The organism is Paenibacillus sp. 2RAB27 (genome assembly GCF_052115445.1).
Taxonomy (GTDB): Bacteria; Bacillota; Bacilli; order Paenibacillales; family NBRC-103111; genus Paenibacillus_E.
In genome coordinates, this window is record NZ_JBFRGR010000035.1 from 18,540 (window position 1) to 44,712 (window position 26,173).

The following is a 26,173-nucleotide window of genomic DNA, read 5'->3' on the forward strand; positions in this document are numbered from 1 at the left end:
TCATGACCAAGCGGCTTTGGTCCTTTAGCATCGTTTGTCTGCTTGTAACCAGCTGCGGTACGCCTTTAACGAAGTCTTTTCCAAATCAGAGCTCAACCCAACATTCGACTCCAGATGTCACTCAGACATCCATGGAGGCTATTAGKGACTTTACGGAGTCCCCGTTGATTACAGATGCTTCCGGTTCCAAGCGATTGAGCATGTTGCCACCCGCGAGCACGCCCTCTGCTTCTGCGTTGCCCACAGCACCTACACGAGCTCCAAACCATACACTTGCTCCACGTCCTACGTTGACTCCCAGCTTGAAGCCTAAGATCAATCCGAAAAGGCCTGTAGCACAACCCGAAGTCTCTAAGCGTCCTTCTTTGCCCGTTCAAAAAAATCAAGGCCAAGTCAGAAATTCTCAGAAAAAGCTTACACTCTCTCAGCTGGTTGTTAAATATCCCGACACGTTCAAGCTCCGCGGCTCCAGTCAGGAGAAGAAAGTCGCGTTAACCTTTGACGATGGACCCGATACTCGGTTTACGCCGAAAGTACTTGATGCCTTAAAAGCAAATCAAGTGAAAGCAACCTTTTTCGTACTTGGTGCTATGGCTAACTCGCATCCCGATGTCATCAAGCGAATCGTCAATGAGGGGCATGTCATCGGCAACCACTCCTACAGCCATGAGAATTTACCGAAGCTCTCTGTGGATAAATTTCAAAACCAAATTGAGAGTACAGAAAACATTTTACACAACCTTATCGGCTACGCACCTAGGTTAATCCGTCCCCCCTATGGCGCAATTAATGAAGAACAGGTCAAATGGATTGCAGATCATCACTACTTAATTGTGAACTGGAATGTCGATTCCCTCGACTGGAAATCACTGAATTCCGATCAGGTCCTTCACAATATCATGCAGCAAACGAAACCCGGGTCTATTATTCTCCAGCATTCTGGAGGTGCAGACAGCCAAGATCTGTCAGGCAMCGTGCAAGCCATTGGACCGTTAATTGCTAAGCTCAAGGCAGCTGGCTACACGTTCGTCACAGTTCCTGAGCTGCTACACGTAACCAAAAGCAAATAATGCAAAGCAAAAAGCAGTCTTACCGGCTTCATCCCCAGCAGACTGCTTTTTGCTCTTTATGCGCATAGTACCGTCAAATTTACTCGCTCATCTGAGCGGCAGGCATGGCTGATTTACAATCGGCACAATAGCCAAATATTTCAAACCGATGGCTTTGAATTTCAAAGCTCTCCGGCAAATCCTTTACAAGCTTCATCGGACAGAACTCAAACGTCACAGTCTTCTCGCAGCTGACGCAAATCATGTGATGATGATGATGGGACAAACAACTCGCTTTGAACTTCAAGCCATCCGCCAAATGAAATTGCTCCAGAACACCCATCTCGCTCAACAATCGGAGATTACGATACACCGTATCGAAGCTTACGCCTGGATATTTTATTTTCATATGATCATAAACATCCTTCGGCGCTAAGTAACTGCCCGATTCTGCGAATAAGGTCGCTAAGCTTCTGCGCTGCTCTGTAATGCGCCAGCCCTTCTGCGACATCGCTCTTAGCATCTCATCAATCGTATCCGTATGCGTACTCACTTGCATTACCCCTCTGTGTTGAAATGTTCTCCTATTATAGTGCAGCAAATAGGCTACTTGCGTCAAGTGTAGAACGATKACGGAAATTGTATGCACCGGATTTTAGCCAAGGACTTGCCATTAGGCTGTTTATCTTCTATGTATCCGACTCCGCTTCTAATTTCAGCAACTCGGTGCGAATGACATCCTTGGCAAAGTTCTCCCCAATGAAGACTGCTACGTCAGGCACGTCGCCCTTAGGCGTTATTTTCACAAAATCCATTTCTCTATAGGCGTATTGGAATAAGAACCGACTCGATGTATCCGAGAAGCTGAGAATCCCTTTGGCACGATACACTTCCTGAGGAAGTTGGCTCACGAATTGTTCAAATGCGTTACTATCTACGGCCCGTTTAAAAAAATGGGTATACGCCATTACATGGTTATGCGAATGATGATGATCATGCTCATGATGATGCTCGTGGCTATGCGAAACTGCCTCTTCGTTMGATTCTACCTGCACAGGCGACCTGTCAGAACCCTCTGTATGAATATCTTCAATTAGCTTGATATCGATCTGACTGAACACGGTATAATGCAAATCCGCATAAGGATTCCATTCCTTTACGAGATCATGCACTTCTTGAAGCGCCGATTCCTGCAGCAAGTCCGTCTTATTGAGCAGGAGCAAGTTCGCACATCGAATTTGATCCCGCATGAGCCGGTAGGTTTTTCCGCGACTTGTTCGATTTAATTCAAGCAGCTGTGGAGCATCCACAACCGTAATGATGGCTGAAAGCTCTATCGGAAGTATGAGCGAAGCGTCCGTAATCTCATCAATAATTTCCATAGGATTCGCAATCCCCGTCGATTCAACGAAAATTAAATCTGGCTGTTCCCCTGTCACTAATTCGTTCAAGGCTGTGCCAAGATCACCACGACTCGAACAGCAAATGCATCCGCCAAGCAGTTCCGACATAGGGACTTCATTAGCAATTAATTGTCCATCCAAATTCACCTCGCCTATTTCATTCATAATCACAGCCGGCTTGCGGCCCGCTTCGGTGAAATAATCAATGGCTTTGGTGAGCAAAGTCGTTTTACCACTCCCCAGAAATCCAGATAACACATAGACATGAACTCGTTTGTTTGCCATTTATGTTGCTTACCTCCATCCTCGGGCTAATTACGCCCACGATTACTCGGTCTTCACTTCAAATTTGGTGGCCAAGATCGGCCATTTCCCAACAATGCCCGCTAAAAAAGGAAATAATTTTGCCCACAATAGACTTGTACTTGGATCTGCCGGCTTTAAAGGAAGCTCTATGCGTTCGTACAGAATTTTCGCTGCTTCTTGAACAAGTTCAAGTGCCAAGTCCTCAGGTGCCATTTCGGCAACTGCTTCTAATCTAGGCAGATAATTGTGTCCAATCGACTCCGATAGGCGATGCTCCGCTAAGTTGTCTGAAGCCATCACCTCGCCCATAGCTCGGCTGACTAGGCGTGCTGTTTCTTCATCGAATGCGTGCGGAATACAGTAAATCTCCAACGCCAAAGCCGCTATGTAAATCTCTCTTAACAGTTCATCTTCTTTGGCCATCGTCAAGACAGGTTGTGGTAGATAGGCCATGATGGCAGGCTTCAACGTGTCCCAACTATTTTCTATGCTTTTCATCGTAAACTGCATCATCGCTGCCGCCAGCTCCACAGGTGTAATTTGTTTCTTCTCTAACTCTTGCATAGGTGTTACCCCTCTTCTCTATCATGACTTGTAAAATGGATAGTCAACTCAATAATTTCCGCTTGGCTTCCCAATCGTATCGGTGGTCCCCATGTACCGAAGCCCGAGGACACCAGCGCATGTAAATTCCCTTTGCGTAAATAGCCCMAATCTAGTTCAAAGATCCGTCTAGTGAACAGATGGTTCGGCGCTATTTGACCACGGTGCGTATGACCTGACAAATTCACATCAACGCCTGCGGCAGCCGCTACGTCTAACTGGTACGGTTGATGGTCCATAACGATAATCGGCTGGGCAAGGTCTACTCCCTCCATCAAGGAGACTAACGGTTTACGTCCTCCAGCGGAATGTTCCGCAGACTTATCTTTACGCCCTACGAGATAGAAGCGTTCTTGGACATGAACAACTTCATCCATCAGCACACGAATGCCGATTTGTTCCATTTGTTCCACGAAAGCTGGAATATGTCCGCCATAGTATTCATGGTTGCCAAGCACAGCATACACGCCTAACGGTGCCTGCAACTCTCGCATGGTCTGTCCCATTTGATAACGAATAAAAGGTTTAATATCATCATCAATGACATCTCCCGGCAGCAGAATCAGATCAGGTTTCATCGCATTCACATGCTTGACAAGCTTGCGCAAGTGGCGATTGCCGACGACAGCACCTAAATGAATATCCGAAGCGACAGCGACCCGAAGCTGTTTCCAGTCCCCCGCTTGCTTKGGAATCGTAATCTCATATTTGCGGATAACCGGGGTTCGCGCCATATATGAGCCTACTAAGAGGAGAATAAGTACAATGGCTATAACGATCGACCCCAGTATAGGCACATAATTAGCTGACGAAACAGACGCACCATAAAGCACACCAATCGCCACATCCGTGACCGGCAAAAGAAGGATACCGAATTGAATGAGAGCCAACCAGTAGGAACCCATGATGTTAAGCAGTCGTGTTAGCGTTGGAGGCAGCACCTTCGTTCCAAACCGCCCTATGACATAGGAGAACCCAACGATCCAAAACACAGGCCAATACAACCAGGGATAAAATGAAGCACCCAATAAATGCGATAAATAAACCTTCAAATGCCAGCCTATATAACCGTTGATCGCCGCTACAATAGCAAGTATCAGTGTGATCCTAAGCAACATACCATTTCTCATATTTCTTGACGCTCCTATTCTCTGCTACCCTCTACCTTTTTAAAGCAAAAGACTGATCGGCTCTATACATTGCTCATCATCATTCCGTACACTCCCCACGCGGCTAGATACCGGATACGCCATCATGAGCTCCGAGGGGTATGGCTGCAGAAGCGGACGAAGTTCATCCACATTCTTCCTACTCCGATCTAACCAAACAGCTTCCTTCTCTCGTGGCAAAATGACCGGCATACGCTCATGAATATCCTTCATCATCTCGTTCGATTCCGTGGTAATGACCGTACAAGTTGAGATCCGCACACCTTCGGGAGATGTCCATGTATCGTAAAGCCCTGCCATACTGAACAGTTCCTTGCTGCGCAACATGATGCGCATGGGCTGTTTATGCTTGCCGCTTCCTTTCCAGTCATAGAAAGAATCTGCTGGGATCAGGCAGCGTTTACGTTCAAATGGCTTGCGGAAGGCAGGCTTGTCCGCCAAGGTTTCGGAGCGTGCATTGAGCATTTGATAGCCAACTTTCTCATCTTTGGCCCATTCTGGAATCAGTCCCCAGCGCAGTTCGCCTAGCTTATTTCGCTGCCCGTCATGGACGATCGCCATCACCTGCTGTCCGGGCGCAACATTATATTTAGGGCTATATCTCGGCATAAAAGTATCGTACATATCGTAACGCAGCATCAATTCCTCTAACGTTACAGTGATCGTGTAGCGTCCGCACATAGGTTAACATCCTTCTCCTTCACACCGTTATCTCATTCCCCTATCTCCATTATGGAAAAAAGATAGGCTTACGTCAATTCGCACAGCCCGAAGAACTTTTCTTCTTCAGGCTGTGCGAAGGGGCGCTAGCGATATCTTCAGGCAGATTCACGATTTCTTCTTCGTTTCCTTCTCTAACACACTCACACGCGGATCTGTCCCATAAATGGTTGTGACCAGACTGTCGGCATATCGGCCGATTCGCGCACCAATTTCAGCACGCATATAGTCCCTCGTCATCGTAAAACGATCTTCATGCTCACGGCACCGATACCGGTAACGAATCATCTGATCATCCTTCTCTTCTTCCGCGACATGCATGTCATTTTCGAGCATATGACGCTTTACTTTGGCTAAGTCCGCGTGCATATTCTTGGCCAGCACCTGAGCCACCTTCGAATAAAGTGTTCTTAGCATCTCGGAGGAACGCTCCACTTCACGCGCCCTTCGTACAATAATCGTATGCATGAGCGGCAGCAGCACAGATTCTCGTATAATATTAATGTCATCCACTGTCGGGCGTTTCGTAGGAACCGGTTTGTCATGACGTTGGCTTTGAGCTGCTTCCCGGTGCTGGGGCAGCATCATGCGGCTTGACTCCCATAAACCGTTATTCTGCAATTTTTTGCTCATTTATAATGACCTCCGATTTTGAGCGAGCGAACCTTCGCTTGGCCAGCTGTCGTCAAGGAGGACGCGCGAACAATCGCCGCATTGCCGAACCGATCCTTAATGCTATCCGTTACCTTCTCCAATTCACGTGCCTTCACTTGATCTTCAAAAAGGGTGAGCTGGTACGTTTCATCGTTCACGAACTGACTCAGCATCACGCCAGCACGACGAACTGGCATCGTATCCCAGAATTTATAGAAAAGCTGCTTCACAGCTTGAAAAACAGTGCCGGTATGATTCGTCGGGTCTGGCATCTTCATCTGGCGCGAGAAACCTGTCGGCGCATCAAAGGGACTGCACATACAGCTGACCGTCACGATAGAGGCCATATAGCCTTTGCGCCGGCAATCCCGGCACACCTCCTCCGTCAGCTCCATAAGTATCGTATTCACTTCCGACGATTCTGCATAGTCCCTCGGCAGCGTCATCATATGACCGATCGACTTCGGAGGTGTATCGAACGTGCCCGGCGTGACTGGACTGTCATCCAACCCGTTTGCCGTTCGCCACATGACCTCCGCGTGAATGTCCGACTGCTTGCCAAAACGCGCACGAAATTTCTGCTTCAGCTGCGGCAGCGGCGTCCGCGCCACATCGCCGATGGTATACATGCCCAATTTAGCAAAATGCGCCGTCATGCGCGAACCCACACCGAACATTTTGCTGACAGGTTCCTTCCATAGATGTTCCTCGACAGCGGATGGCAGCAGTGTGAATATGCCGGTTGCATTCTTTTTGGCCCATATATCTGTCGCGATTTTCGCTAAGATTTTATTCGAGCTAATTCCGACCCGCAGCTTAACGCCCGTTTGTTTGAGCACCTTATACTGCAAGGTCTCAGCAATTGTCATCGCATCTCCGAAATGCGGAATACTTCCAGTTACATCTAAAAACTGTTCATCAATACTGAAGATTTCAACTAGATCCGTAACTTCCTGGTAAATTTCAGTTATTTGCAACGAAACATTAATGTAATGCTGCATCCGTGGCCGCATGACGATCAGCTCGGGACACTTCTTCAATGCTTCACCCAACCGTTCGGCAGTCGATACACCATATCCTTTGGCAACAGGGCAGGCAGCTAAAATAATACCTGATCTTAACGCAGGGTCTCCTGCTACGGCAACCGGCTTATTATCTAGACCTGGATGATCAGCCTTCTCTACACTTGCGTAGAAGCTCTGACAATCAGCTTATCAAGACCTAATTTAAATTAATATTGAATTTTGTTGAACTTTATCTTTATTTATATGTATTTGACAATACACCTTGCACTCGGATCAGCTTTTGGTACCAATACACTATCCACTTGGATATTAGTTCTGGTTTCTTTTGTATTATTTTTAATATTCAAAGCGCTTTTATTGGAAAACATAAAATTATTGCCCTGAAAAATTTTTACTTTTAATTCTTTTTCCAGATTACTTCATTTTAGTATTGTTATAAAAGTTAAATTTTATTAGAAAAAACAAGTAAAAAGTAATAGCAATTAATGAAGCGCATTATTTAGGAATACATAACTTAAAAACCCAAATAAAAAATGAAAAACAGCCCCTTTCTTTAGAAGAGGCTGCTCCAATAAAACTGTACTTTTATTGACTCTATTTGGATCAGTTAGAAAGTTAGGTTAAGCTAATTGTTCGCAAATTCTCCCTATTTTTAAGTATTCCATTTCATCCCCTAACTCAGTTAGTGGGAAGAGTTGAAGAGAAAATCCATACCCTAGTGATGAATCGAACGGTGTAAAACTAGGTATCCCTAAAGTGACTATTATTCCTTTAATTCTTTTGCTTCTTTCTTCAAAGTATTTAGCAGGGAATAGCTCCTTGACTAATCCTAAAAGCAACTCATTTGTTATATTTACTAAATCATCAGGATTGTTAGTTAAAACATACGGATTATCGCTTTCTAACAATCTGTCTAATGATAAGGCAATAAAACCATCGTGCTCGAATTGCATAATTTGCTTCTCAGCTTCTTTAATTCGTTCATAAATCTTTTTTCTACTCTTAATTCTTTTAGCAGCAACCGAATATGTTACGCCTTCAAACTCAAATGAAAAATCTGGTTCAACACAATTAACATTCATTCCTGAATCACTAAATCTAGATGCTAGAAAAAGTTGATATTGATTGTCCCTTGCAGTTGAATTAGAGTCTTCTGAGGGTAATCTACATCCGCTTAACATTAGTTTTAATTCCTCAACCGAGGTTCCCAAGATTTCTGGAGAAGACACAATTGATTTTAATTCAAAAAAATCTCTCATCCCTTCGAGCAGCTCTGAGAAATTATTAGAGATATTATTTGATTCAATTAATTTTTTGTAACTTTTATAGAATTGACTGAATCTATTTGTTTCATGAAATGAAACATTATACTGTTTTAATACTTTAAATATAAATTCAATTTCGTTAATAATATCGTTCGATGGTAAATCCATTCCTGCGGTCAAAAATATCACCTTCTTAATATTTTACAATATACTAATTCAATGAAATCCATGTTTTATTGAATAATGTGTTGAAATCCTAATCCCCATTTTGGTTCATTTAATATAAATTTAGCCTCCATAATCCCTTCATGCCAATCTAATTTCTGCAAAATAATTACATAGTCTTCCAATAGGTTTGTTGGATTAAAGTAATTACCGATTATTCGATAGCCATGGGGAACTAAATCATCGTTCTCGATTTCAAGATCATCATATCGAATATTAAGCGAATCTCTAATGACATCATTTAAATTTGTGGCTTTAAACCATTCTGTCAATGAACATATAATAGCGTCAAATTCGTCATCAGTTATTGAAAACGCTTGTTCATGGGTTTTAATATTTAATTTATTTAGATTATTAATGAAACGCATTCTATCGGATTTTTGAATTTCTTTCCGGCAAGTATTAAGATTATTAATAAAATCGTATTGATTAGTGATTTTTTGAGGGAAGTAGTCGATAACATTATTTTCCAATTGCTGATCTATTTCTTGACCTTCGCTTAGCAAAAATTTTAATAAAGCTTCTTGAAACTTCTCTCTTGTTTCTTTCACAAAAATAATTTTCAACAATTTATTATGACTGTTCGAATCTTTTTTTAGTTTATTCGAAATAGTCTGTAAACTCCCTTGCCTTGTCGATGATTTCCCAATATTTTTTATAAATTCAGTATACTCGTCACGAATTCCCCCAAATAGCGCATTGCCTTCTAAATTATCATCTATTAAGATGTCTCTAGTTTCTTCTAGCCTAAACATGTTTTTTAATAATTGAAACGAATCATCTAATGAATCAATAATTTCACCTATATGACTTGTAATTTGTCCCGAACTCATTCGTTTTAAATCTTGTAATTTTTCAGTTGAAACAAAAGTCGTATCTTCAATAAACTTATCATTTTCTTTCTTTGCAGGTCTCCAAGTATTGTTGGTATATATTGCGACTGTGTCTTTGTATTTTTTATGGTAAAGCTTTAAATTGTAGCAGGAAATGGAAGGATAAGTTTCATAGAAAAGTTTATCAAGCCCTTTATTTATTAACATCTCTTTATCTATAATTTTCATTTTTTCTTCTAACTTTTCAGATTGATTTGTTAATAAGTATCGAAATGCACTAACCATCACCCCAATAAGGTTTCCTAATGGAGCAAGGGCTCTGAAAACATAATCAACTGGTCTGTGAGTCAATTGCCAGTAATGCCTATAACTATACATTTGATTTAACATTTGAAGATCGATAGGTACATCCACGTAAATAGGTGTTTTTTCATTTCCTTTTAAAAAAGAATATCTAGCTTTGTCTAATCTTTTTATAAGATTTCTCTCTTCACTCTCTTTTGATAGCGGATGTTTATTAATAATAGTAATATAAATCTTTTTCAGTTTGGGATCAGGTCGATCTGCTCGGACTAATGCACATTTATTTGTAGTTAGCCCTCCAAAATCTAATCCAAATACCGTTACTTTTTCGTCCATGACTACCTACTCCAATTAACATAGTGTTTTATAAATCCCAATCCTGAAGTAAATATATCGCGTTCCATTTTTCCTTTTTTATATGCTACCTTTTTTCTTGATATAAAATCGTGCTTTCATTTCCAAGGAACTCTTTCAAATTTAGTTTTAAATAATTAAGTTGGTTAGAGGTAATTCTTTTGTCTGATGTGCAGTTTCGGTCTTTATTCAGTAATTGTATATCTATTATGTAGTATTGGATTTAAATATTTAGCTAATTCAGGATAAATTATAGTAGCATCGGTAGTAGACAAAAAGAGATAGTGAGAAAAAATCTTTATGTGTTCGAATTCGTCAATTTCAGATTGTGAGAGGTTTAAATAATACATTAATTGATTTGCTAATGATTTCGAAATTTCTTTAACATTATTATGTCTACCAGTAGTAATCTTATTTTTCCTCATATTGAATAAATCATCAAAAATCTCTTTTACATCGGTTTCAGTTAGAGGTTTCCCTTCAATATCTCTAAATTCTTTTACGATATATTTACTGACTTTCTCTAAAAAATCAGCCTTTTTTAGATCGAATTTTGTTTTTGAGCTTTTAATTTTCATTTCTTCTAGTTCTTTAACGATAAAATTAGTTAATTCAAACTTTGTACTCCCATTAACTACAGGCACAAAAATATTTTTTAATTTCCTGTTCCATTTATTAGGAAATGGAAAATACTTATGATTTCCATCTTTAGGGTTAAAGGGATCAATATATATTAAAAGACCGTCTTGTAAACTAAGAATCATATTGTGTCTATGTATTCTTTTTACCTTTGAAGATTTATATATATCTGCAATCACATTTGGAAGTTCATTTAACGGAACGTCTGTAATTTTGTTACAAATTAGAAATGTAAAAACATGATCTGTATGAAAATATCTAATATTAAAATCCAATCTATCTCTAAGTTTCTTTAGCCTTTCTATTTCTAACGAATAGTACTTTAATTGTTTTTTTTCTTCATTATTAATAGTCAATTGATTTATTCGCTCAATACGATCCTTGAAAGTAGGCGTAGCCTGGTTCCAAAATTGACATGGGACTTTATCAAAAAAAACCMTTTCATACTTTTTTATTTCATCTTCAAAATGTGCATCTAGCTGAAATCTTGATAGTGTTGTTACATCAGTTAAAGTTTCTTTTTTTTTCTTTACTGCAGCTAATTTGTTCAGGGCAGTTGCTAATTCAGTTTTATTAAGATCTGACTTGACCTCACCTATAGCTACAACTGTTTCCATTGGGAAAAATTTTGCTGATCCATCCTCAAAAAATGGTGTTGAAATTTTATCATAAATGACAATATCACATTGTGTGCTTATCCCTTCGTTACCTTCATGAGGATTTAAAATAAAACCATGATTAACTTCAAATTTTTTAGATACAACATTTCTCAGAAAAGTTCTTGCTACCTCTTCCCTGTACATGCCAAATTCGCCAGTATGAATTAAAGGTTTTTTTTCATGAGCGAATAATTTGGGGGCCCAGTGACAAAAATCCAAGGAAAACTTATAAATCTGTTGATTAATAATTTCGTTCAAGTAATAATTTGACATAATAATAGTTCCTTCCCGTTATAAATAAGTCTGAGCGTTACTCCACTTCTTACCATAAAATCATTCTTTCATTGCAATACCGCGGTATTATCATTAAGTTGTTATCTTCTTACAAAATGTTCAACTTTTTTCACTTTATTTATGGTAATCTTACCTGTTACTCCTTGCCTATAGTCTCCTGCCCCTAACCACCTCGGGTCTCTATCACGTGTAAAATCAAAAATTCTTAGCCAACTTTCTTCCTTTGTAATACTTAACTTTCCTTCCTTAAAATCATTAGATTCTTTTTGATCATCTGCACAGAATGAATCATTAAGAACCGAATGCCAGTTATCAAAACAAGATACTAATACATCTTCCTCGTGTAATTCGATTGTAAGCCTAACATAGCGCATCTTACTTTCAAAATAATAAGTATAAAGGGAACGCAGATCTGGTTTCTTGATCCACAGCCACACTGGATATTCCCCAGTGTAATTAGGTAGTCGCTGCTTCATTTGCTCCATCATCCAAAGATACTCTTTGGGATACATTGCATTTTGCTCTTCTCCTATAAGGTAGCCTAGATTTTGCATGTAATTCCAACGATCTTCATCAATAAGACTCCAATAGAGTGTCATTCCCAATCACACCTTCAATACATTCTTTATTGATCATATGAACAGAACCCTAGAAGGGTTATAGGTAAAAAAGTGTTTTATATTACACYCCTGAATGCCCCTTCCATGGCACGAACTTTCCATTAGGACATTTAAATAGCAATTCAACATCTCCAATCACAATACGAACCCCACCGTTCTGGAGAGCTTTACCTAATTCTTCTGATAAATACAAAGCATATGCATTTAACCAAGTCTTAAAGCCTTTCTGTCTCTTATCTTCTTGGAATTCCAGCCTTGACATCGCGTTGATTTGCTTCGCCAAATTATCCATTTCATCTGGTGTACGTATATGACAGAAACCGCTGGACTTCTCGCTTTGTTTATAAAAGTATCTAGGTGACATGCACTCATGATCCACTACATCTCTGTAAAAACCAAGAATTCCATCTTCAATATCGGGGAATGAAATGTACCTTACTTCAATAGTTTTAATATCATCCATCCATATCCCTCCGTTAAAAGAAATGTTTTAGTGTAAATTAGGTAATAATCCTAATTTTTCAATTGTAGCCATGTGAATTTCAGGAGATTCAATATATGCAGATTTGTCCTCTTTGACCCACATCTTAATGAAACCTAAAATTTCTATGGTACGTGAAATATCATCTATACAATTTCTAATTCTTGGAATGTCAGGGTTTGCTAAAATTAATAAAGTTTTATTTGTTGAAGATTGAAATTGCTTAATTAAATAATACAATTGAACACCAACATGTTTCTTAATCTGACCGTTGCCAAACACATATTCATTCTGCTTGTTAGCCATTKAGCCTTTAGATTCAACAATTAATGTATAACCATCTTTTGTACCTAACACATCTATGCCTGTCTGTGTATTAATTGCAAGCTTTTGAACTTTTACGCCACTCTGTTTAAAGAAAATTGCAACTGCATTGTTAACATCGTTTTCATTCATCATAAAAGGATCTGGACACTTGTGAATTGGAATTCCACTTTTGTTTTCTCTCACAATCTAGCCCCCATAAAAAGTATTATTTTAAGTACTTTTCAAATTCTGTAAGGCTGGTATTTGATAGAATTACTCTAGATCTATTTTTCATATTAATTAATAAATTTTCATCCTTATCTAGATTTTCAAACATATCAGCAATCCCCATTCTAAAATACTTCAAAAGCTTCTCAATATGAATAACCTTATGAGAATCTCCTAGTAAATCAACGTAAAATTGAAGTTCTTCTTCTTTTTTATCGCCATGAACATAATATATCTGTGAAGCTTGACCTTCTTTAGACAACTTAGATTCAGCTTTCATTGTATGAAGTACTGCACATCTAGCAGCATATATGTCTTTTGCGGTTAAAGGTTTATCAAAATGAGGTACCATGTATTTATTGACCCATTCCTCAAAATCTTTTCTCTGTACATCTCTTTTAATTGGAACTGTTAACGATGCAACGATATCAATTCCGCTATATATCAAAATTAATGTTGGTTGAATTAATTTATTCTCAAGAATCAGTTCAATTGATTTAATAATCTCCATAATAGAGTCATAAATAGGTTTAATAAAATTCACCCCCTATTAAATATTTGTTTTAAAGATAGTAACCTAATCTTTCAATATTTTCATATTTCCATCGTATCGATAATCAACAATATGATATCCTGCACATTTAGGACATCTTATTTGAGTTTTAGAATCTGCTAACTTCGTTTCTTTGCCAAATATCCAAAAGATCATCTCATAATTACAATTCGGACAATTATAAAAATAGTGAGAGTTAAAGGCTGCCTTACCGAATAATATCTTAAACAATATCAGGTTAAAAATTGCAGTAATTATCGCCCCTAGCAATACAGCCCACAAAAATCCTGAAAATACATAAATTATATAAGCAATTGGAAAATAGGTAATATAAGAGTACCAACGTGAATCATATGATTGTTTTAACATGTGGCTCGTGACTTTAATCAATGGGAGTTCTTCATTAATTTCCAAGAGATTCACTTCCTATTCTCTTTTTTAATATCCTATTCCCAATTTCAACTTAATATTGCTTTTTTGTCACTTCAACCACACATATAACTCCTTCTATATTCACGTTGTATGCTGTATCGGCAATGGCAAATGAAACAGCTCATAAATCAACCTTATCTGCGAATTTGAGTGCCTGTAATTGCTCCAATGACATGTCGCGGCTGTCTAAGTTGTCTCCATTGGGATTCATAAATAACACTTTCAACATTGGAGTATCACACTCTTTTCTAATCAAATCGTTGTTTTTTAACTTTAAGACTTTCCTTGTTGCCATAAATGTCTTCGTACTCACGCACTTTATTTAGTGCTTTTAATAATTCTGCTATTTGAGACTCAAGCTCTATTTCACGGTCTTCCAATGTATTTTCCACCTTATGAAATTATTTATTTATTTGAATATCATATTTAATACGTTCGTTATCAATAATTTCATATCCAAGTTTTTTATAAATTTCTATCAATTCGCTTTTGCTAATCCCATGTTCTCTTATCTTTCCATCAATATAGGTTAATTTTCTCTTAAAGCCCTGTTTTAAAGCTTCATTTTCAACAGTGGGTGCTATCTCTAATAGTAACTCATGCATCATACGACCGTGACCATTCCCCCTATAAATTTCATCAGAATGGAAGCCTATAATGAGTAGAGTACCATCTCCACAATATTCAAAGTCAAGATATCCAAGCTTTTCGTCATTAGAAGAATCGACGACAAATATTTGCTGTAATCCATTTGCGTTTTTCTTTAGTTTAGTAAGGTTGAATATTGCTTGAATTTTCATTCCTGCTTTATTTAACTTCTCTTTAATGATTAATTCATTCATTGGAACTTTCCCTCCTGAAAACACTTATGAAATCAACCTTTTAAGTTACTTGATAATCTCCAATACCTCTGCCTTTCCCTCAAATAAATACTCATATCCTTGCTGATCTACATCTACTCCAGTCCAATACTTCCATGCTTGCAAGTGATTGTATGCTTGGCTAAGGGTGTTAAGCCTAACATATTTGTCATGTGCCTTATGGATGCGGCCTGTTAGCGACAGCTTATAAATTGTTGGACTCTCATTGTTTTCTAATATTGGTTTCCAATAAGTTAATCCGTCCCAGTCTGTAACAAATAAGCAATTGAATCTTGAGGGTAACTCCGGGTCAATTTGCATTCGCTCAATTTCAAATAGATACTCTCTTGTTTTTAAAATATATTCTTTCCAAACCAAACTCATATCGTCAAGATAGTCTAAATCATGTTGATCTAACTGTTTACTTCTCAACCTCATGAATTCCGCTTTAAAATCTAGTTCTGGATTCATATTATAGTTAATGCTAAATCGACTTTCCATTAACTTATTTTGAATAGTTCCAATTTCAATTTTATTACCAATTTCCCAGTTATCCTTCTCCGCCCAACGCTTATTTCGTTGTATGTGAAAAAATTCCGCATTTTTTACTATTTCCAAGTTATAACCCCCGATGAACCTATCCTTTTATTAATACTACTCCTCTAGAAATGAAGGGGTAGTTATATACAATAAAAACTGTCTCCCCATATCTGATGTACGTGGAGCTACCATTCCCGTCCATGACATAGTTGCATTAAGAATATCTGAATTTGAGCTTATTAGACCTCTGCTGTATAAATCATTCACAATCTGATTTGTAAATTCTTTCTGGCCGACTAATTCTGGAAATCGCATGTTGATAATATGTCTGACTCCCCCCGTGCCCAACTCAACAAATTGACCACCCTCTTTAAGTTGCTGAAAAGGATCATTCAAAAAGTGTAACAACTTGAGATGCCATTCATTAAAAGAATCAATAAAATTCAGAAACATTTGCTGCAGATTCTCTTCAATGCTAATCGAAACAGCAGCATTTGTTGCTGCGTTAATTAGCGCAACACGCTTTACAGTTTGATGTGTCCTCATCGAAATTTGAATCACCTGAAGAACAGTACTTAGAAACCGATCATTGGTTGCTAGATCATCTAAATTAATACTATCCACCTTAGCTTCAATCTCTCTTAAGCGTTCATCAAGTAATATAATAATATTTTCTTTTCTCTTATCTGCAGGAGCAGCAACAACAAGCCCAAAAACTTCAGACAGTAACCCTCCAACAACAGGAACACTGCTCGCGGCGGCCTTGACAGTCGCATGAACGTAATCGCCTTTGGTATTTTTCAACTCATCTTGAATTGACATTTTGAGTCCTCCAATAAAATATTTTGAATAAATGAAATCACTAATTTATTTAAACTTATGACATGACTCTCCATTTCGGCAATATATTTTTGTCAATGTCAATGAAGATAAAACCATTCTATCATTAGATTAAAAACCCTGAATTTCCCATTGCATTCTAGTAATTATACAACAAAAAAGCCAGCTCTTGGCTGACTTAAATTAATCTTTAGTCTATTACTTCTTCATTTTTAAATCTTCTCAAAATTCTACCTAGAGCTGCATGTAAAACCTCTGCGTCATCAATACTAAGCCCCATTGAAACCTCTACCTCAGCTTCCACCATTTGTCGTTGTAGTGTATTGTGTATACGACTATTTAATCATGCATATGTAACCTAACATTCTGAACAAATCCTTTTAAAGTATTCAATCATCTCCACAAACTTGGTGTACACCAAATCTATCCGCTTCAACGCAGTCACTTGAAGGCAAGAGCGTTAGCAAATATATTAATACTACGAGAACCAATATGCCGCCAACTAAGTAAATAAAGTTACTTGCTGCACTCTTTGCCAAATCCTTAATATCAACAGGTGTATTTAAATTAACTTCTCTCCAAAATTCATATCTGCGTTCAATTTCTTCTCTCCAGATTTGTTCCTGTGAATAATTTTTCAATCTTTCAAGGTCAAGACTCATGGAAACTAAATACTTTTGGGGTTCTATGCAACTCCTGTAATCGCCAAGTATTTATTTTTATAATATCTTATCAGCGTTTATTTCAACTAAGATTTCATCATTAACTATGGTGATTATGTAATCATCAGCACGACCAGACTTACCAGACATGTAACCATCTTCTGTAAAAACATAGAATCTGTCCCGTTCTAATTGACTCATGAATTTTGGAATTCGTTTGTTGTACTTAGTATAAAATATACTTCGCTAAAAAATGAACTTAAGTAGTGCTAAAGACATACATGTTTCCAGGTATTGGTAGATGCTTTATAATAAAATTGGCATTTAATCGCGGAAAGCAGCGAATTATGGAAGCTTGGGTTAAAGCAACGCTTTTTTTCACTCTCTCCCCCTTTTTGTCATTCTTGAGGAGTGAACCGATAATGACTACAATGGCGGAACTTGTCCAATTGAAAGCTAGAATTGAAAATGCTACAAATAGAAGTGCCCATTTGTACATGATCAATAAACCAAGGACACGCAACCCTCAGTTTCCGTTTATCGTCCAACATGCAAGAAACTCAAACGCGATTGCAAATGCTTTTATTTTTAGATATTCGTTGAGAACAAATCAGCACGATATACCAAATTACTTAGCTTCACAGGAGGATTTTTATGCTTGAAATTACAGGTAATGATATAAAAGAATTGAACGATTCAGATCTCAGATCACTTGTTGGCCTTCTTTGTGAAGCAGAGTTACGTTCTGCTGGTTTACCTATCGCAGGGGTTACATGGGGCGGGCACCAAAACGCAAGTGATGGTGGGCTTGATGTTCGTGTTGAGATAACCGCTACTTTACATAGTGACAGCTTTATACCAAGATCAGGCACAGGATTTCAAGTGAAAAAACCTGACATGCCTCGTTCTGAAATTATCTCAGAAATGCGTCCAGACGGAGAACTTAGACAAGTAATTAAAGATTTAGCGGATATCGATGGTGCCTATATTATTGTTAGTAGTCAAGGATCCACATCAGACTCATCATTAAGAAACAGAAAAGCAGCGATGCAGCATGCAGTATCTGATTACGCAAACTCTTCAAAGATCAAGATTGACTTCTATGATCGTGAACGACTAGCTGGATGGGTTCGTACACATCCTGCACTTGTTCTATGGGTACGAGAAAAAATCGGAAGGCCAATTCATGGATGGAAAGCATACGATAATTGGGCTAACTGTCCCGAAGGTATTAAAGAAGAATATATTACTGATGCTCATGTTCGATTATATAATGCTAACAATACAAGTCCAGAAGGTATTTCTATAGTAGATGGTATAAATGAACTTAGGAATACACTTAGTCATCCAAGGTCCTCGGTTCGTTTAGTGGGATTGTCTGGAGTGGGTAAGACTCGATTAATACAGGCTTTATTTGATGAACGAATCGGTGTTATGCCATTAAATCGATCTCAAGTAATTTACTCTGATGTTAGTGATAGTCCTTTCCCAGATCCAAGAAATTTCACAGAAAGGTTGATCGCACTCCAGAAGCCAATTGTGCTTGTTATTGATAATTGCCCACCGGATTTACATAGACGATTGACTTCGATATGTTCGGCAGCCGGAAGTCTTATTAGTTTAATCACAATAGAGTATGATGTCAGAGAAGATCAACCTGAAGAGACGGACGTATATCGCTTGGAACCAGCTTCAGTTKAATTAATTGAAAAGGTTATGCTTGCACGATTTAGTCAAATTAGCCAAGTAAGCGCACGAACAATAGCTCAATTCTCCGGTGGAAACGCACGTATTGCTATCGCCCTAGCAAGAACAATTGAAAGAGGAGAGGATATTTCCAGACTAAGAGACCAAGAATTATTTGAAAGGTTATTTTTTCAACGAAATATACCAGACAGTAAATTACAAAAAGTAGCAGAAGTGTGTTCCCTTGTGTATTCATTCAATTGCAAAACCGGAGAAGACGAAAATACTGAACTTACTCTTTTAGGTTCTTTATTAGAAATGAGCGTTCGAGAACTTTACGAAAATATTAGTGAATTAAAACGTCGTGATCTTGTACAACAAAGAAGTAATTGGAGAGCTGTTTTACCTCACGCAGTTGCAAACCGTCTGGCCACCAGAGCATTGGAAAATATCCCGAATAACGACATCACTAAAATTTTTCTAAGTGGTGGTTCTGTGAGGTTATTAACCTCCTTCTCAAGACGACTAGGTTATCTTCATAATTCTACTGCTGCAAAAGAGATTGTACGTGAATGGTTATCTGATACAGGCATTTTAGGAGATATTAGAGATTTAAATGAACTTGGTATTACTCTGTATAGAAATATCGCTCCGGTGGATCCTGCGTTAATCCTCTCAACGATTGAGAATGTTGCTAATCAAAAAGACGCTGGAGAATTTTTCACTCGAAAAAATAACCATTTTAGGTATTTCACACGACTTCTTAGATCAATAGCATATGAACAGGAATTATTCGAAAGATCTACGCATCTTCTGTGCCAATTTGCATTGTCGGAAAACTCAAATGAAAACAGCGATTCAATAAGAAGTTTATTAACATCAATGTTTCAAATCTATCTATCTGGTACCCATGCCTCTCCTTTACAAAGATTAAATGTTATTACCAAGTTGTTAGAATCCGAATCCGAAGATCGAGTAACCTTGGCCGTTTCTTTATTAAGTGCGTCGTTGGAGTCTTGGCACTTTAGTTCTTCTTACGATTTTGAATTTGGTGCTCGTGCTAGAGATTTTGGCTATTCACCAGAAAATAAAGAGGATGTAAAACAATGGTATAAATTATTTCTTGATTATACAGTGGCAGTTACCGTTTCTGAAAATCCGGTATCACTTAAGCTTAAAGCTCTTTTGGCTGAGAAGTTCCGTGGTCTATGGACAACAGCTGCAATGTATGATGAATTAGAGACTGCTGTAAAAGCTATTTCAGAAAAAGCTAGTTGGAATGAAGGTTGGGTAGCCGTTAAGAGCACAAAAAGATTTGATGAAAAAGATATGTTACCGGATGTACTTTCTAGATTGGATGCCTTAGTCAAACTTTTGGAGCCAACTGATTTGATAGATCAAATTAAGTTATATACACTGTCCGGGTTTGGAACTACTATTAATTTGATCGATGCAGTTGAAGATGAAGATGAAAGAGGCAGTGCAAGCGATGGTTTTGCAAGGATAGAAGAAAAAACTCGTACATTTGGTCGTGAAGTTGGATCACAAATGGATGTTTTACACGAGCTTTTACCCGTGCTTTTAGGGAATGAGGGTATGAGGATTTTTCATTTTGGACAAGGATTAGCAAAAGGGCATGGTGATCCACGAACTATCTGGAATACTATTTTGGAACAATTATTCTTGATAGATGAGCCGAAACGTAATTATCAGTTACTTAGAGGTTTTTTAAACGCCCTTTCTAAATCAAATAATAATCTATCTGAAGACTTGTTATACGAGGCGGTTACTTGTAGGATTCTATCGATGGCGTTTCCATTTATTCAAACCAGTGTGGACATTACTCAAAAAGGTGTGTCGAGACTTATGAAATCGCTTGAACTTGGGAATGCACCAATATGGCAATATGGTAATTTGGCCTATGGGAAAACTCATGAAACAATCAATGATTCTGATATCTGTGAGTTGTTGAGAAAAGTATCTTCCAAAAACGATGGTATAGATGTTGCTATTGATATTCTTCATATGAGAATTCACGGAACGACAAAAAATGATGTTAGCGAATTAATCTCTAAATTAGGACAAGAATTACTCGTTCAATATACTTTTTCCCGCAAGAACTCTTCTCATATGGACTATGCATTAGCAAACATTGTGGAATATTGTTTTGCTAACGAAGCCGCGACCGAAAGTACTCTATTAGTTCTCACAAAGATTTCTAAAGCCATGGAAAATTATGATATTTCCGCCGGAGACTATGATCGAAGTTTGTTCTCACTGGCCTCTTTACAYCCAATAGTCTTTATTAATGTTTTTCTCGAAAAAAGCGATCACCATAATTACCGGTTAGCCCGATTGTTCTCCGAAGATACTGCTACACACCGTAATCCTATTTTAGCTATCAATGATGATGTGATACTGAAATGGTGTAATGCCAATCCCACTGTAAGGTGTCCCGTAGCAGCATCAGTTGTTATCCCCTACACAAACACTGAAAACGGACTGCAATGGACTCCACTTGCGATGACTTTAATTAATAAATTTACCGATCCGATCATCGTTCTAAACGAGTTAAAATCAAGGTTGAAGCCAACTTCATGGAGTGGATCACGGGCAGCAATACTTCAATCTCGATTACCCCTTTTGTTAGAACTTCAAAACCATGAAAATCCTATTATTCAGGATTGGGCTATACATCAGGGAAGAGCATTTGTTGAAGAAATCCGTTTAGAACGTGAATCAGAGTTGAAATACGAGCGGCAGTATAACGAAAGATTTGAATAAGTCGTTGTATACATAGCACTAACTAAGAGCCTACTTATTTCTTTTAATAAATCAAGCCCGATGAAGACATTCTCCATCGGGCTTCTTCATGGCTTATATTTGTTTCTCATTGAATCTTGCCGCGCCGTACATATTAGTTACAAGACCATCGGCATAACGTCCGATCCTCACACCTATTTCTGCACGCATATAATCTCTAGTGATTGTAAAACTATCTTCATACCCTCCGTAGTTATATCTATAGCGGATCATCCGATCATCTTTTTCCTCTTCAAAAATGCGGATATTTCTTTCCATTAAGCTTCTTTTTACTTTTAATAAATCGGCATGAATGTTTTTGGCAAGCACCTTTGCAACTTTAGAATAGAGCACTCGTAACGTTTCGGAAGACCCCTCTACCTCTCGGGCCTTTTTCAAAATAATCGAATGTATGATGGGCAATAAAGCATAATCTCTCATCATATTGATTTCTTCCGTTGTTGGACGGCCATGTTGAACTACTTTATCGCTAAGTCTGTTCTGAAATGCCTCCTTATGTTGTGGAAGCATCATTCGGCTAGATTCCCACAGTCCGTTCTTTTCCAGCTTTTTACTCATCTGTAATGCCCTCCGATTTTCATCGACCTATCTGCTGCTTGCCCTGCAGTAGTAAGCGATGATGCCCTTACAATAGCAGCACTGCCGTAACGATCCTTTATTTTGTCAGTGACCTTATCTAAAGCTCTTGACTTCACCTGATCTTCAAAGAGGGTCAATTGATATCCCTCATCATCTACAAGGTTACTAAGAGTCACTCCTACGCGGCGTACCGGCATTTTGTCCCAGTAACGATAGAATAGTATCTTGACGGCTTCGTATACTGCATTCGTGTTATTAGTTGGATCAGGCATCTTCATTTGCCGTGAGAAGCCAGTAGGTGTTTCGTAAGGACTGCACATGCAGCTAACTGAGACAACCCTGCCCATATACCCTTTACGACGGCAATCTCGGCAAACCTCCTCTGTGAGTTCGAGAAGAATCGTGTCAACTTCAATACTTTCAGTGTAGTCTCTCGGCAAAGTCATCATGTGGCCGACTGATTTGGGAGCAGCATTAAAAGTGCCAGGTGTGACGGGAGAGTCATCTAAGCCATTCGCGGTTCTCCACATGACTTCAGCATGAATATCTGATTGCTTCCCAAAGCGAGCACGAAATTTATCCTTAAGACGCGGTAGCGGTGTTCTGGCAATATCACCAATCGTAGTCATTCCAAGGCGAGCAAAATGTGCTGTCATTCGCGAGCCGACACCGAACATCTTATTTACTGGTTGCGGCCACAAAAAGGCTTCAACTTCTGTTTTGGGCAAAGTAAAAATGCCACTTTCATTCTTCTTTGCCCATATATCAGTTGCAATTTTAGCAAGTATCTTATTAGAACTTATACCTACTCTTACCCACACCCCTGTTTGACTTAGAACTTTTTGCTGAATCGACTTGGCAATCGTTACAGGATCTCCAAAAAAAGGTACACTTCCAGTAACATCTAAAAATTGCTCATCAATGCTGAAGACTTCAACGAGATCAGTGAACTCTTCATAAATCTTCGTGATCATCAGCGAAACATCAATGTAATGCTGCATGCGTGGACGCATGACAACGAGATCTGGGCATTTATTTAAAGCTTCTCCGAGACGCTCTGCCGTAGTTACTCCATAACTTTTTGCAATCGGGCAAGCGGCTAAAATTATTCCTGATCTGCGTTCAACAGACCCAGCCACAGCAACAGGTTTATTTTTACATCCTGGGTGATCCGCTTTTTCAACGCTGGCGTAGAAGCTCATGCAATCCGCTAATAGAACAATTTTCTCACGTTCTTCCTTCACCCTAACCGCCTCCGCATATTCATTAGCATGGTCATTAGCTCTGCTTTAACCAAACTCCTCAACATTGTGAAATGGTGGATATAACCGCGCACTTTATATTCAACATTAATGCCCAATGAATTCATTTCTGTGTTCAAAACCATAATATCCTGTGTTCTCATCTTTCTTTTAATGCTTTGTAATTCAGGATAAATCGAATGCTCCACTTCTTTAAGATAAAAAAGAACATGATTGTATACAATTTTTTCCCTGTAAATCTTTAGTTCATCCATATCTCTTACTAACATATCCAGCAAAATAGGTAACAAAGTGCACTCTTTAATGATTTGAATATCCTCTTCAGTTTCAATTCTTTGACTAATCACTTTTTTATCACACCACCAAAATACGAACATGTATTCGTATTACATATTATATACCGAACACGTATTCGTTATGCAAGGGAATTTTTAAATATTTTTAGCAATGGATAAAAACACCAAAAACCCAGATGAACTATCTGGGTAAAAGCAAATCTCTTCAAGTTATTCAAACTAGTTTATTGAAATATCATACAGCGTTAGCTTAGTCTGCCTTGCATTATGTAGCAATTACTCCTTCGGAAGCAACCTTACCGATGTTATAAATATCGCCATCGTCAAAGCCCGTCGCTATGAATAATTTGGGTCTATAAAAATTAATGAATTGGTCTTTATTATTCTTAAAAAATTCAATCAGGTACAATGCTGCAATACTTAGTGCAAGAAAAATATAAGCATCATAGTTCTCCTCTGATAACTCATCCATCTTATTGTGTATTAACAAATCAATGTACCTTTGCTCTGGAAAATAGTCGTTGTTACAAGCCCAATCTGAACCTTCCTTATTCCATTCAGATGAACCGGATATGTAATATCTTGTTCCTTCATTACTTTCAAAAATACCCAGATTAAGAGCTATTATTGTACTTGGGAGAGGATCTTTCTTGAAGATAGAGCTAAGAAAACTCTGAAATTCGCTGAATGATCCAGCAATTATCCGTTTCAACTCATCTTTCTCAAGTTCAAAGTTCGTAAGCTCGCTCAATATTAACTCAATTCCGCTGTGTAGCACTGGCTTCTGATCAATAATTTTATATAAGGATTGCTCTATTTTTTCAAAGTCCATACCCCTCACCATCCCTGAAGTTCATACTTTAAAGTTATTCAAAGTTTATATCCAACTTCCTTTTTTAGTGAAAATAACTGACAGTTCACGCGGCGAGGAACTGACCTGATCTACCAGCAGCCTTCTATCTTTACGCTTAGCGTAAGCTATCTTGATTTTTTATATCCCATGAAATATGATTTCTCCAATCATTCCACTTTTCCTTGATTTTTGACCGAAGCCACTCACCACCAAAAGTAGTTGTACCCTCATGGGAGACGTAAATAATCCAATCCATGTTATTATCAAACCAATAACATTCACTAACCTCAAAATACGGTTCTTTATCCCACATTTCGTACTCAAAAAAATCAGAAATCAAAAAGAATGAACCATCTTCCTTTAATTCATACGCTGTCTCTATACGATGTTCTTTAAATATTTCCTTTAATAACTTTAATCTCGCTGATATGTGAATGTATTCTGAATCAAAGGCTATTACATCGTTTCTCTTACAATTAAATAAGGGATACCAATAAGCTTTATTAATATCCCATACATTTCTTACTCTTCTTTCTATTTGCTCCGCCATTTCTTCGGACAACAAAGTTTTTCCCATAGTATCCCCTTTGATTGGATCATCGCCCGATGGTCATCTTATTCCACAATTGATGAATTACACTTGGACCATATTCTTGAGGATAGATCAAAATGGTAATCACCAAAGTAAATAGTAAAATCAAAATCCAGGTAGCAATTATTAGAGATTGATTCAATCGATGAATAAAAGTTATTCCTATAGTTATCAAGACCGTGTTTATGACTAAAATAAACGGAAGCGCGATGATTCTACCTAATCCTGTGTTTGGGAAAAAGTTAAGTAATAAGAAAATTAAGATTAAGCTTGGTATAAGAGCGACTAATAGTTTCAGTAAGTTTATACTTTTTTGCATCTTTATTGTCCTTTATCTACAATAAAATAAGCTGGTAGCGTTAGCTTAAGGCTTTGGTGGCCGATTGTACGGGATGTACATTGTTTTGATTTTTTCAATATTCTTTAATTGTTCATCTGCGCTCCAGTTACCACTACGTCTAGTAGCATGTAACAACCATTTCGCACCATTTGATAACCATTCCGTACGATATGTTTCAAAGGTATAAAGCATGCAATCCACGCCAAACTCAAAAGCGCAGCATACACATATTTCGAAAGATTCATTACCCTTCTCATCATATGTTTGTTTTTCTAATTCATCATAACCACAAACTGGACAAATGTAGCCCATTTCACCCTCCAAAGATGTTCAATTCGTTTTATTGAAACCGTATTGTTTCACATAACATGTATATATTGTTGGAATTTTGCCCGTTACTTAAAGAAAAAGAGCAGCCGCTGTGCTTTGAAATCTTTATTTGTTTGTTATTTTTCGAGATATATAAACGATCGGGAACCAAAACATTACTCCGTGTCCAGCTCCGACTACAGCCATTATTATTGGCATAAAAAATATCGATAGTAATCCTCCCTGATATCCGTGAACTTCTTTATCGCCTACATTGAAAACAAAATCATTAGAACTTATTGAATAAATAAACATACATAATCCTATTACTAATCCCAAAATCCCATAAACAATCACTGATTTCTTCACTACTGCTCTCATAATAATTTCCTTTACCTAGTTTATTAAAT

General features: G+C 38.1%; 29 protein-coding genes and 1 pseudogene. 3 read left to right on the forward strand and 27 right to left on the reverse strand.

Features of this window, described 5'->3' with window-relative positions; all coding sequences use genetic code 11:
• Positions 1-2: 2 nt before the first annotated feature.
• Positions 3-1,070 carry a polysaccharide deacetylase family protein gene (locus AB4114_RS29645; protein WP_441991627.1) on the forward strand — a complete coding sequence of 356 codons (1,068 nt, stop codon included), beginning with the start codon at positions 3-5 and terminating at the stop codon, positions 1,068-1,070.
• A 79-nt stretch (positions 1,071-1,149) separates the two neighbouring features.
• Here AB4114_RS29645 and AB4114_RS29650 read toward each other — a convergent pair whose 3' ends face one another.
• The 20 genes and pseudogenes from AB4114_RS29650 to AB4114_RS29745 form a co-directional block, all read right to left on the reverse strand.
• Positions 1,150-1,608 (reverse strand): Fur family transcriptional regulator, encoded by a 459-nt coding sequence (locus AB4114_RS29650; RefSeq protein ID WP_171635580.1) that lies wholly within the window; start codon positions 1,606-1,608, stop codon positions 1,150-1,152.
• Positions 1,609-1,738: 130 nt separating this feature from the next.
• Positions 1,739-2,737 (reverse strand): CobW family GTP-binding protein, encoded by a 999-nt coding sequence (locus tag AB4114_RS29655; protein WP_441991628.1) that lies wholly within the window; start codon positions 2,735-2,737, stop codon positions 1,739-1,741.
• A 42-nt stretch (positions 2,738-2,779) separates the two neighbouring features.
• Entirely contained in the window at positions 2,780-3,322 is a 543-nt protein-coding gene (locus tag AB4114_RS29660; RefSeq protein WP_441991629.1) for a hypothetical protein, read from the reverse strand.
• A 5-nt stretch (positions 3,323-3,327) separates the two neighbouring features.
• Positions 3,328-4,491 carry a metallophosphoesterase gene (locus AB4114_RS29665; protein WP_441991630.1) on the reverse strand — a complete coding sequence of 388 codons (1,164 nt, stop codon included), beginning with the start codon at positions 4,489-4,491 and terminating at the stop codon, positions 3,328-3,330.
• 39 nt (positions 4,492-4,530) lie between these two features.
• Positions 4,531-5,211, reverse strand: a complete 681-nt coding sequence (locus AB4114_RS29670; RefSeq protein ID WP_441991631.1) for an SOS response-associated peptidase — start codon at positions 5,209-5,211, stop codon at positions 4,531-4,533.
• Positions 5,212-5,358: 147 nt separating this feature from the next.
• Positions 5,359-5,883, reverse strand: coding sequence for a hypothetical protein (locus AB4114_RS29675; RefSeq protein WP_441991632.1), 525 nt, complete (start codon positions 5,881-5,883; stop codon positions 5,359-5,361).
• A pseudogene (locus AB4114_RS29680) lies at positions 5,880-7,115 on the reverse strand (DNA polymerase IV); the annotation flags it as partial. The gene AB4114_RS29675 and the pseudogene AB4114_RS29680, both read right to left, overlap by 4 nt.
• Before the next feature lie 434 nt (positions 7,116-7,549).
• Positions 7,550-8,374: a hypothetical protein gene (locus tag AB4114_RS29685; protein ID WP_441991633.1), complete on the reverse strand. Its 825-nt coding sequence runs from the start codon at positions 8,372-8,374 to the stop codon at positions 7,550-7,552.
• A gap of 53 nt (positions 8,375-8,427) precedes the next feature.
• Positions 8,428-9,891 (reverse strand): hypothetical protein, encoded by a 1,464-nt coding sequence (locus AB4114_RS29690; RefSeq protein ID WP_441991634.1) that lies wholly within the window; start codon positions 9,889-9,891, stop codon positions 8,428-8,430.
• Positions 9,892-10,094: 203 nt separating this feature from the next.
• On the reverse strand, positions 10,095-11,480 hold the full coding sequence (locus AB4114_RS29695) for a DUF6602 domain-containing protein (protein WP_441991635.1): 1,386 nt from the start codon (positions 11,478-11,480) through the stop codon (positions 10,095-10,097).
• Positions 11,481-11,581: 101 nt separating this feature from the next.
• A complete protein-coding gene (locus AB4114_RS29700) occupies positions 11,582-12,100 on the reverse strand; it encodes a DUF3841 domain-containing protein (RefSeq protein ID WP_441991636.1) in 519 nt (172 codons plus the stop codon).
• Between the two features lie 82 nt (positions 12,101-12,182).
• On the reverse strand, positions 12,183-12,584 hold the full coding sequence (locus tag AB4114_RS29705) for a hypothetical protein (RefSeq protein WP_441991637.1): 402 nt from the start codon (positions 12,582-12,584) through the stop codon (positions 12,183-12,185).
• 27 nt (positions 12,585-12,611) lie between these two features.
• Positions 12,612-13,112 carry a hypothetical protein gene (locus AB4114_RS29710; RefSeq protein WP_441991638.1) on the reverse strand — a complete coding sequence of 167 codons (501 nt, stop codon included), beginning with the start codon at positions 13,110-13,112 and terminating at the stop codon, positions 12,612-12,614.
• Between the two features lie 22 nt (positions 13,113-13,134).
• A complete protein-coding gene (locus AB4114_RS29715; RefSeq protein ID WP_441991639.1) occupies positions 13,135-13,647 on the reverse strand; it encodes a hypothetical protein in 513 nt (170 codons plus the stop codon).
• 66 nt (positions 13,648-13,713) lie between these two features.
• The gene (locus AB4114_RS29720; protein WP_441991640.1) at positions 13,714-14,103 is read right to left on the reverse strand and encodes a hypothetical protein; all 390 of its coding nucleotides are present in this window, start codon (positions 14,101-14,103) and stop codon (positions 13,714-13,716) included.
• A gap of 266 nt (positions 14,104-14,369) precedes the next feature.
• Positions 14,370-14,501 carry a hypothetical protein gene (locus AB4114_RS29725; RefSeq protein WP_441991641.1) on the reverse strand — a complete coding sequence of 44 codons (132 nt, stop codon included), beginning with the start codon at positions 14,499-14,501 and terminating at the stop codon, positions 14,370-14,372.
• Between the two features lie 21 nt (positions 14,502-14,522).
• Entirely contained in the window at positions 14,523-14,963 is a 441-nt protein-coding gene (locus AB4114_RS29730; protein ID WP_441991642.1) for a hypothetical protein, read from the reverse strand.
• Between the two features lie 45 nt (positions 14,964-15,008).
• Positions 15,009-15,599, reverse strand: coding sequence for a DUF2441 domain-containing protein (locus tag AB4114_RS29735; protein ID WP_441991643.1), 591 nt, complete (start codon positions 15,597-15,599; stop codon positions 15,009-15,011).
• A gap of 36 nt (positions 15,600-15,635) precedes the next feature.
• Positions 15,636-16,343 (reverse strand): hypothetical protein, encoded by a 708-nt coding sequence (locus AB4114_RS29740; protein WP_441991644.1) that lies wholly within the window; start codon positions 16,341-16,343, stop codon positions 15,636-15,638.
• Positions 16,344-16,750: 407 nt separating this feature from the next.
• Positions 16,751-17,023, reverse strand: coding sequence for a hypothetical protein (locus tag AB4114_RS29745; RefSeq protein WP_441991645.1), 273 nt, complete (start codon positions 17,021-17,023; stop codon positions 16,751-16,753).
• Between the two features lie 422 nt (positions 17,024-17,445).
• Between AB4114_RS29745 and AB4114_RS29750 the strand changes: the two genes are divergently transcribed.
• Together AB4114_RS29750 and AB4114_RS29755 are read left to right on the forward strand one after the other, a co-directional pair.
• Positions 17,446-17,685 carry a hypothetical protein gene (locus AB4114_RS29750; protein ID WP_441991646.1) on the forward strand — a complete coding sequence of 80 codons (240 nt, stop codon included), beginning with the start codon at positions 17,446-17,448 and terminating at the stop codon, positions 17,683-17,685.
• On the forward strand, positions 17,678-21,493 hold the full coding sequence (locus AB4114_RS29755; protein ID WP_441991647.1) for a hypothetical protein: 3,816 nt from the start codon (positions 17,678-17,680) through the stop codon (positions 21,491-21,493). Before AB4114_RS29750 ends, AB4114_RS29755 begins: the two co-directional genes overlap by 8 nt.
• 93 nt (positions 21,494-21,586) lie before the next feature.
• Here AB4114_RS29755 and AB4114_RS29760 read toward each other — a convergent pair whose 3' ends face one another.
• The 7 genes from AB4114_RS29760 to AB4114_RS29790 all read right to left on the reverse strand — a co-directional run bounded on the left by AB4114_RS29760 (position 21,587) and on the right by AB4114_RS29790 (position 26,144).
• Positions 21,587-22,090, reverse strand: a complete 504-nt coding sequence (locus AB4114_RS29760) for a hypothetical protein (RefSeq protein WP_441991648.1) — start codon at positions 22,088-22,090, stop codon at positions 21,587-21,589.
• Entirely contained in the window at positions 22,087-23,313 is a 1,227-nt protein-coding gene (locus AB4114_RS29765) for a DNA polymerase IV (RefSeq protein ID WP_441991675.1), read from the reverse strand. The genes AB4114_RS29760 and AB4114_RS29765 overlap by 4 nt, the downstream gene beginning before the upstream one ends.
• Before the next feature lie 38 nt (positions 23,314-23,351).
• A complete protein-coding gene (locus tag AB4114_RS29770; RefSeq protein ID WP_441991649.1) occupies positions 23,352-23,720 on the reverse strand; it encodes a hypothetical protein in 369 nt (122 codons plus the stop codon).
• A 214-nt stretch (positions 23,721-23,934) separates the two neighbouring features.
• Positions 23,935-24,501, reverse strand: a complete 567-nt coding sequence (locus AB4114_RS29775) for a hypothetical protein (RefSeq protein WP_441991650.1) — start codon at positions 24,499-24,501, stop codon at positions 23,935-23,937.
• Between the two features lie 136 nt (positions 24,502-24,637).
• A complete protein-coding gene (locus AB4114_RS29780) occupies positions 24,638-25,099 on the reverse strand; it encodes a hypothetical protein (protein WP_441991651.1) in 462 nt (153 codons plus the stop codon).
• A 379-nt stretch (positions 25,100-25,478) separates the two neighbouring features.
• Positions 25,479-25,766, reverse strand: a complete 288-nt coding sequence (locus AB4114_RS29785; RefSeq protein WP_441991652.1) for a hypothetical protein — start codon at positions 25,764-25,766, stop codon at positions 25,479-25,481.
• Between the two features lie 123 nt (positions 25,767-25,889).
• Positions 25,890-26,144: a hypothetical protein gene (locus AB4114_RS29790; protein ID WP_441991653.1), complete on the reverse strand. Its 255-nt coding sequence runs from the start codon at positions 26,142-26,144 to the stop codon at positions 25,890-25,892.
• Between the last annotated feature and the right edge of the window lie 29 nt (positions 26,145-26,173).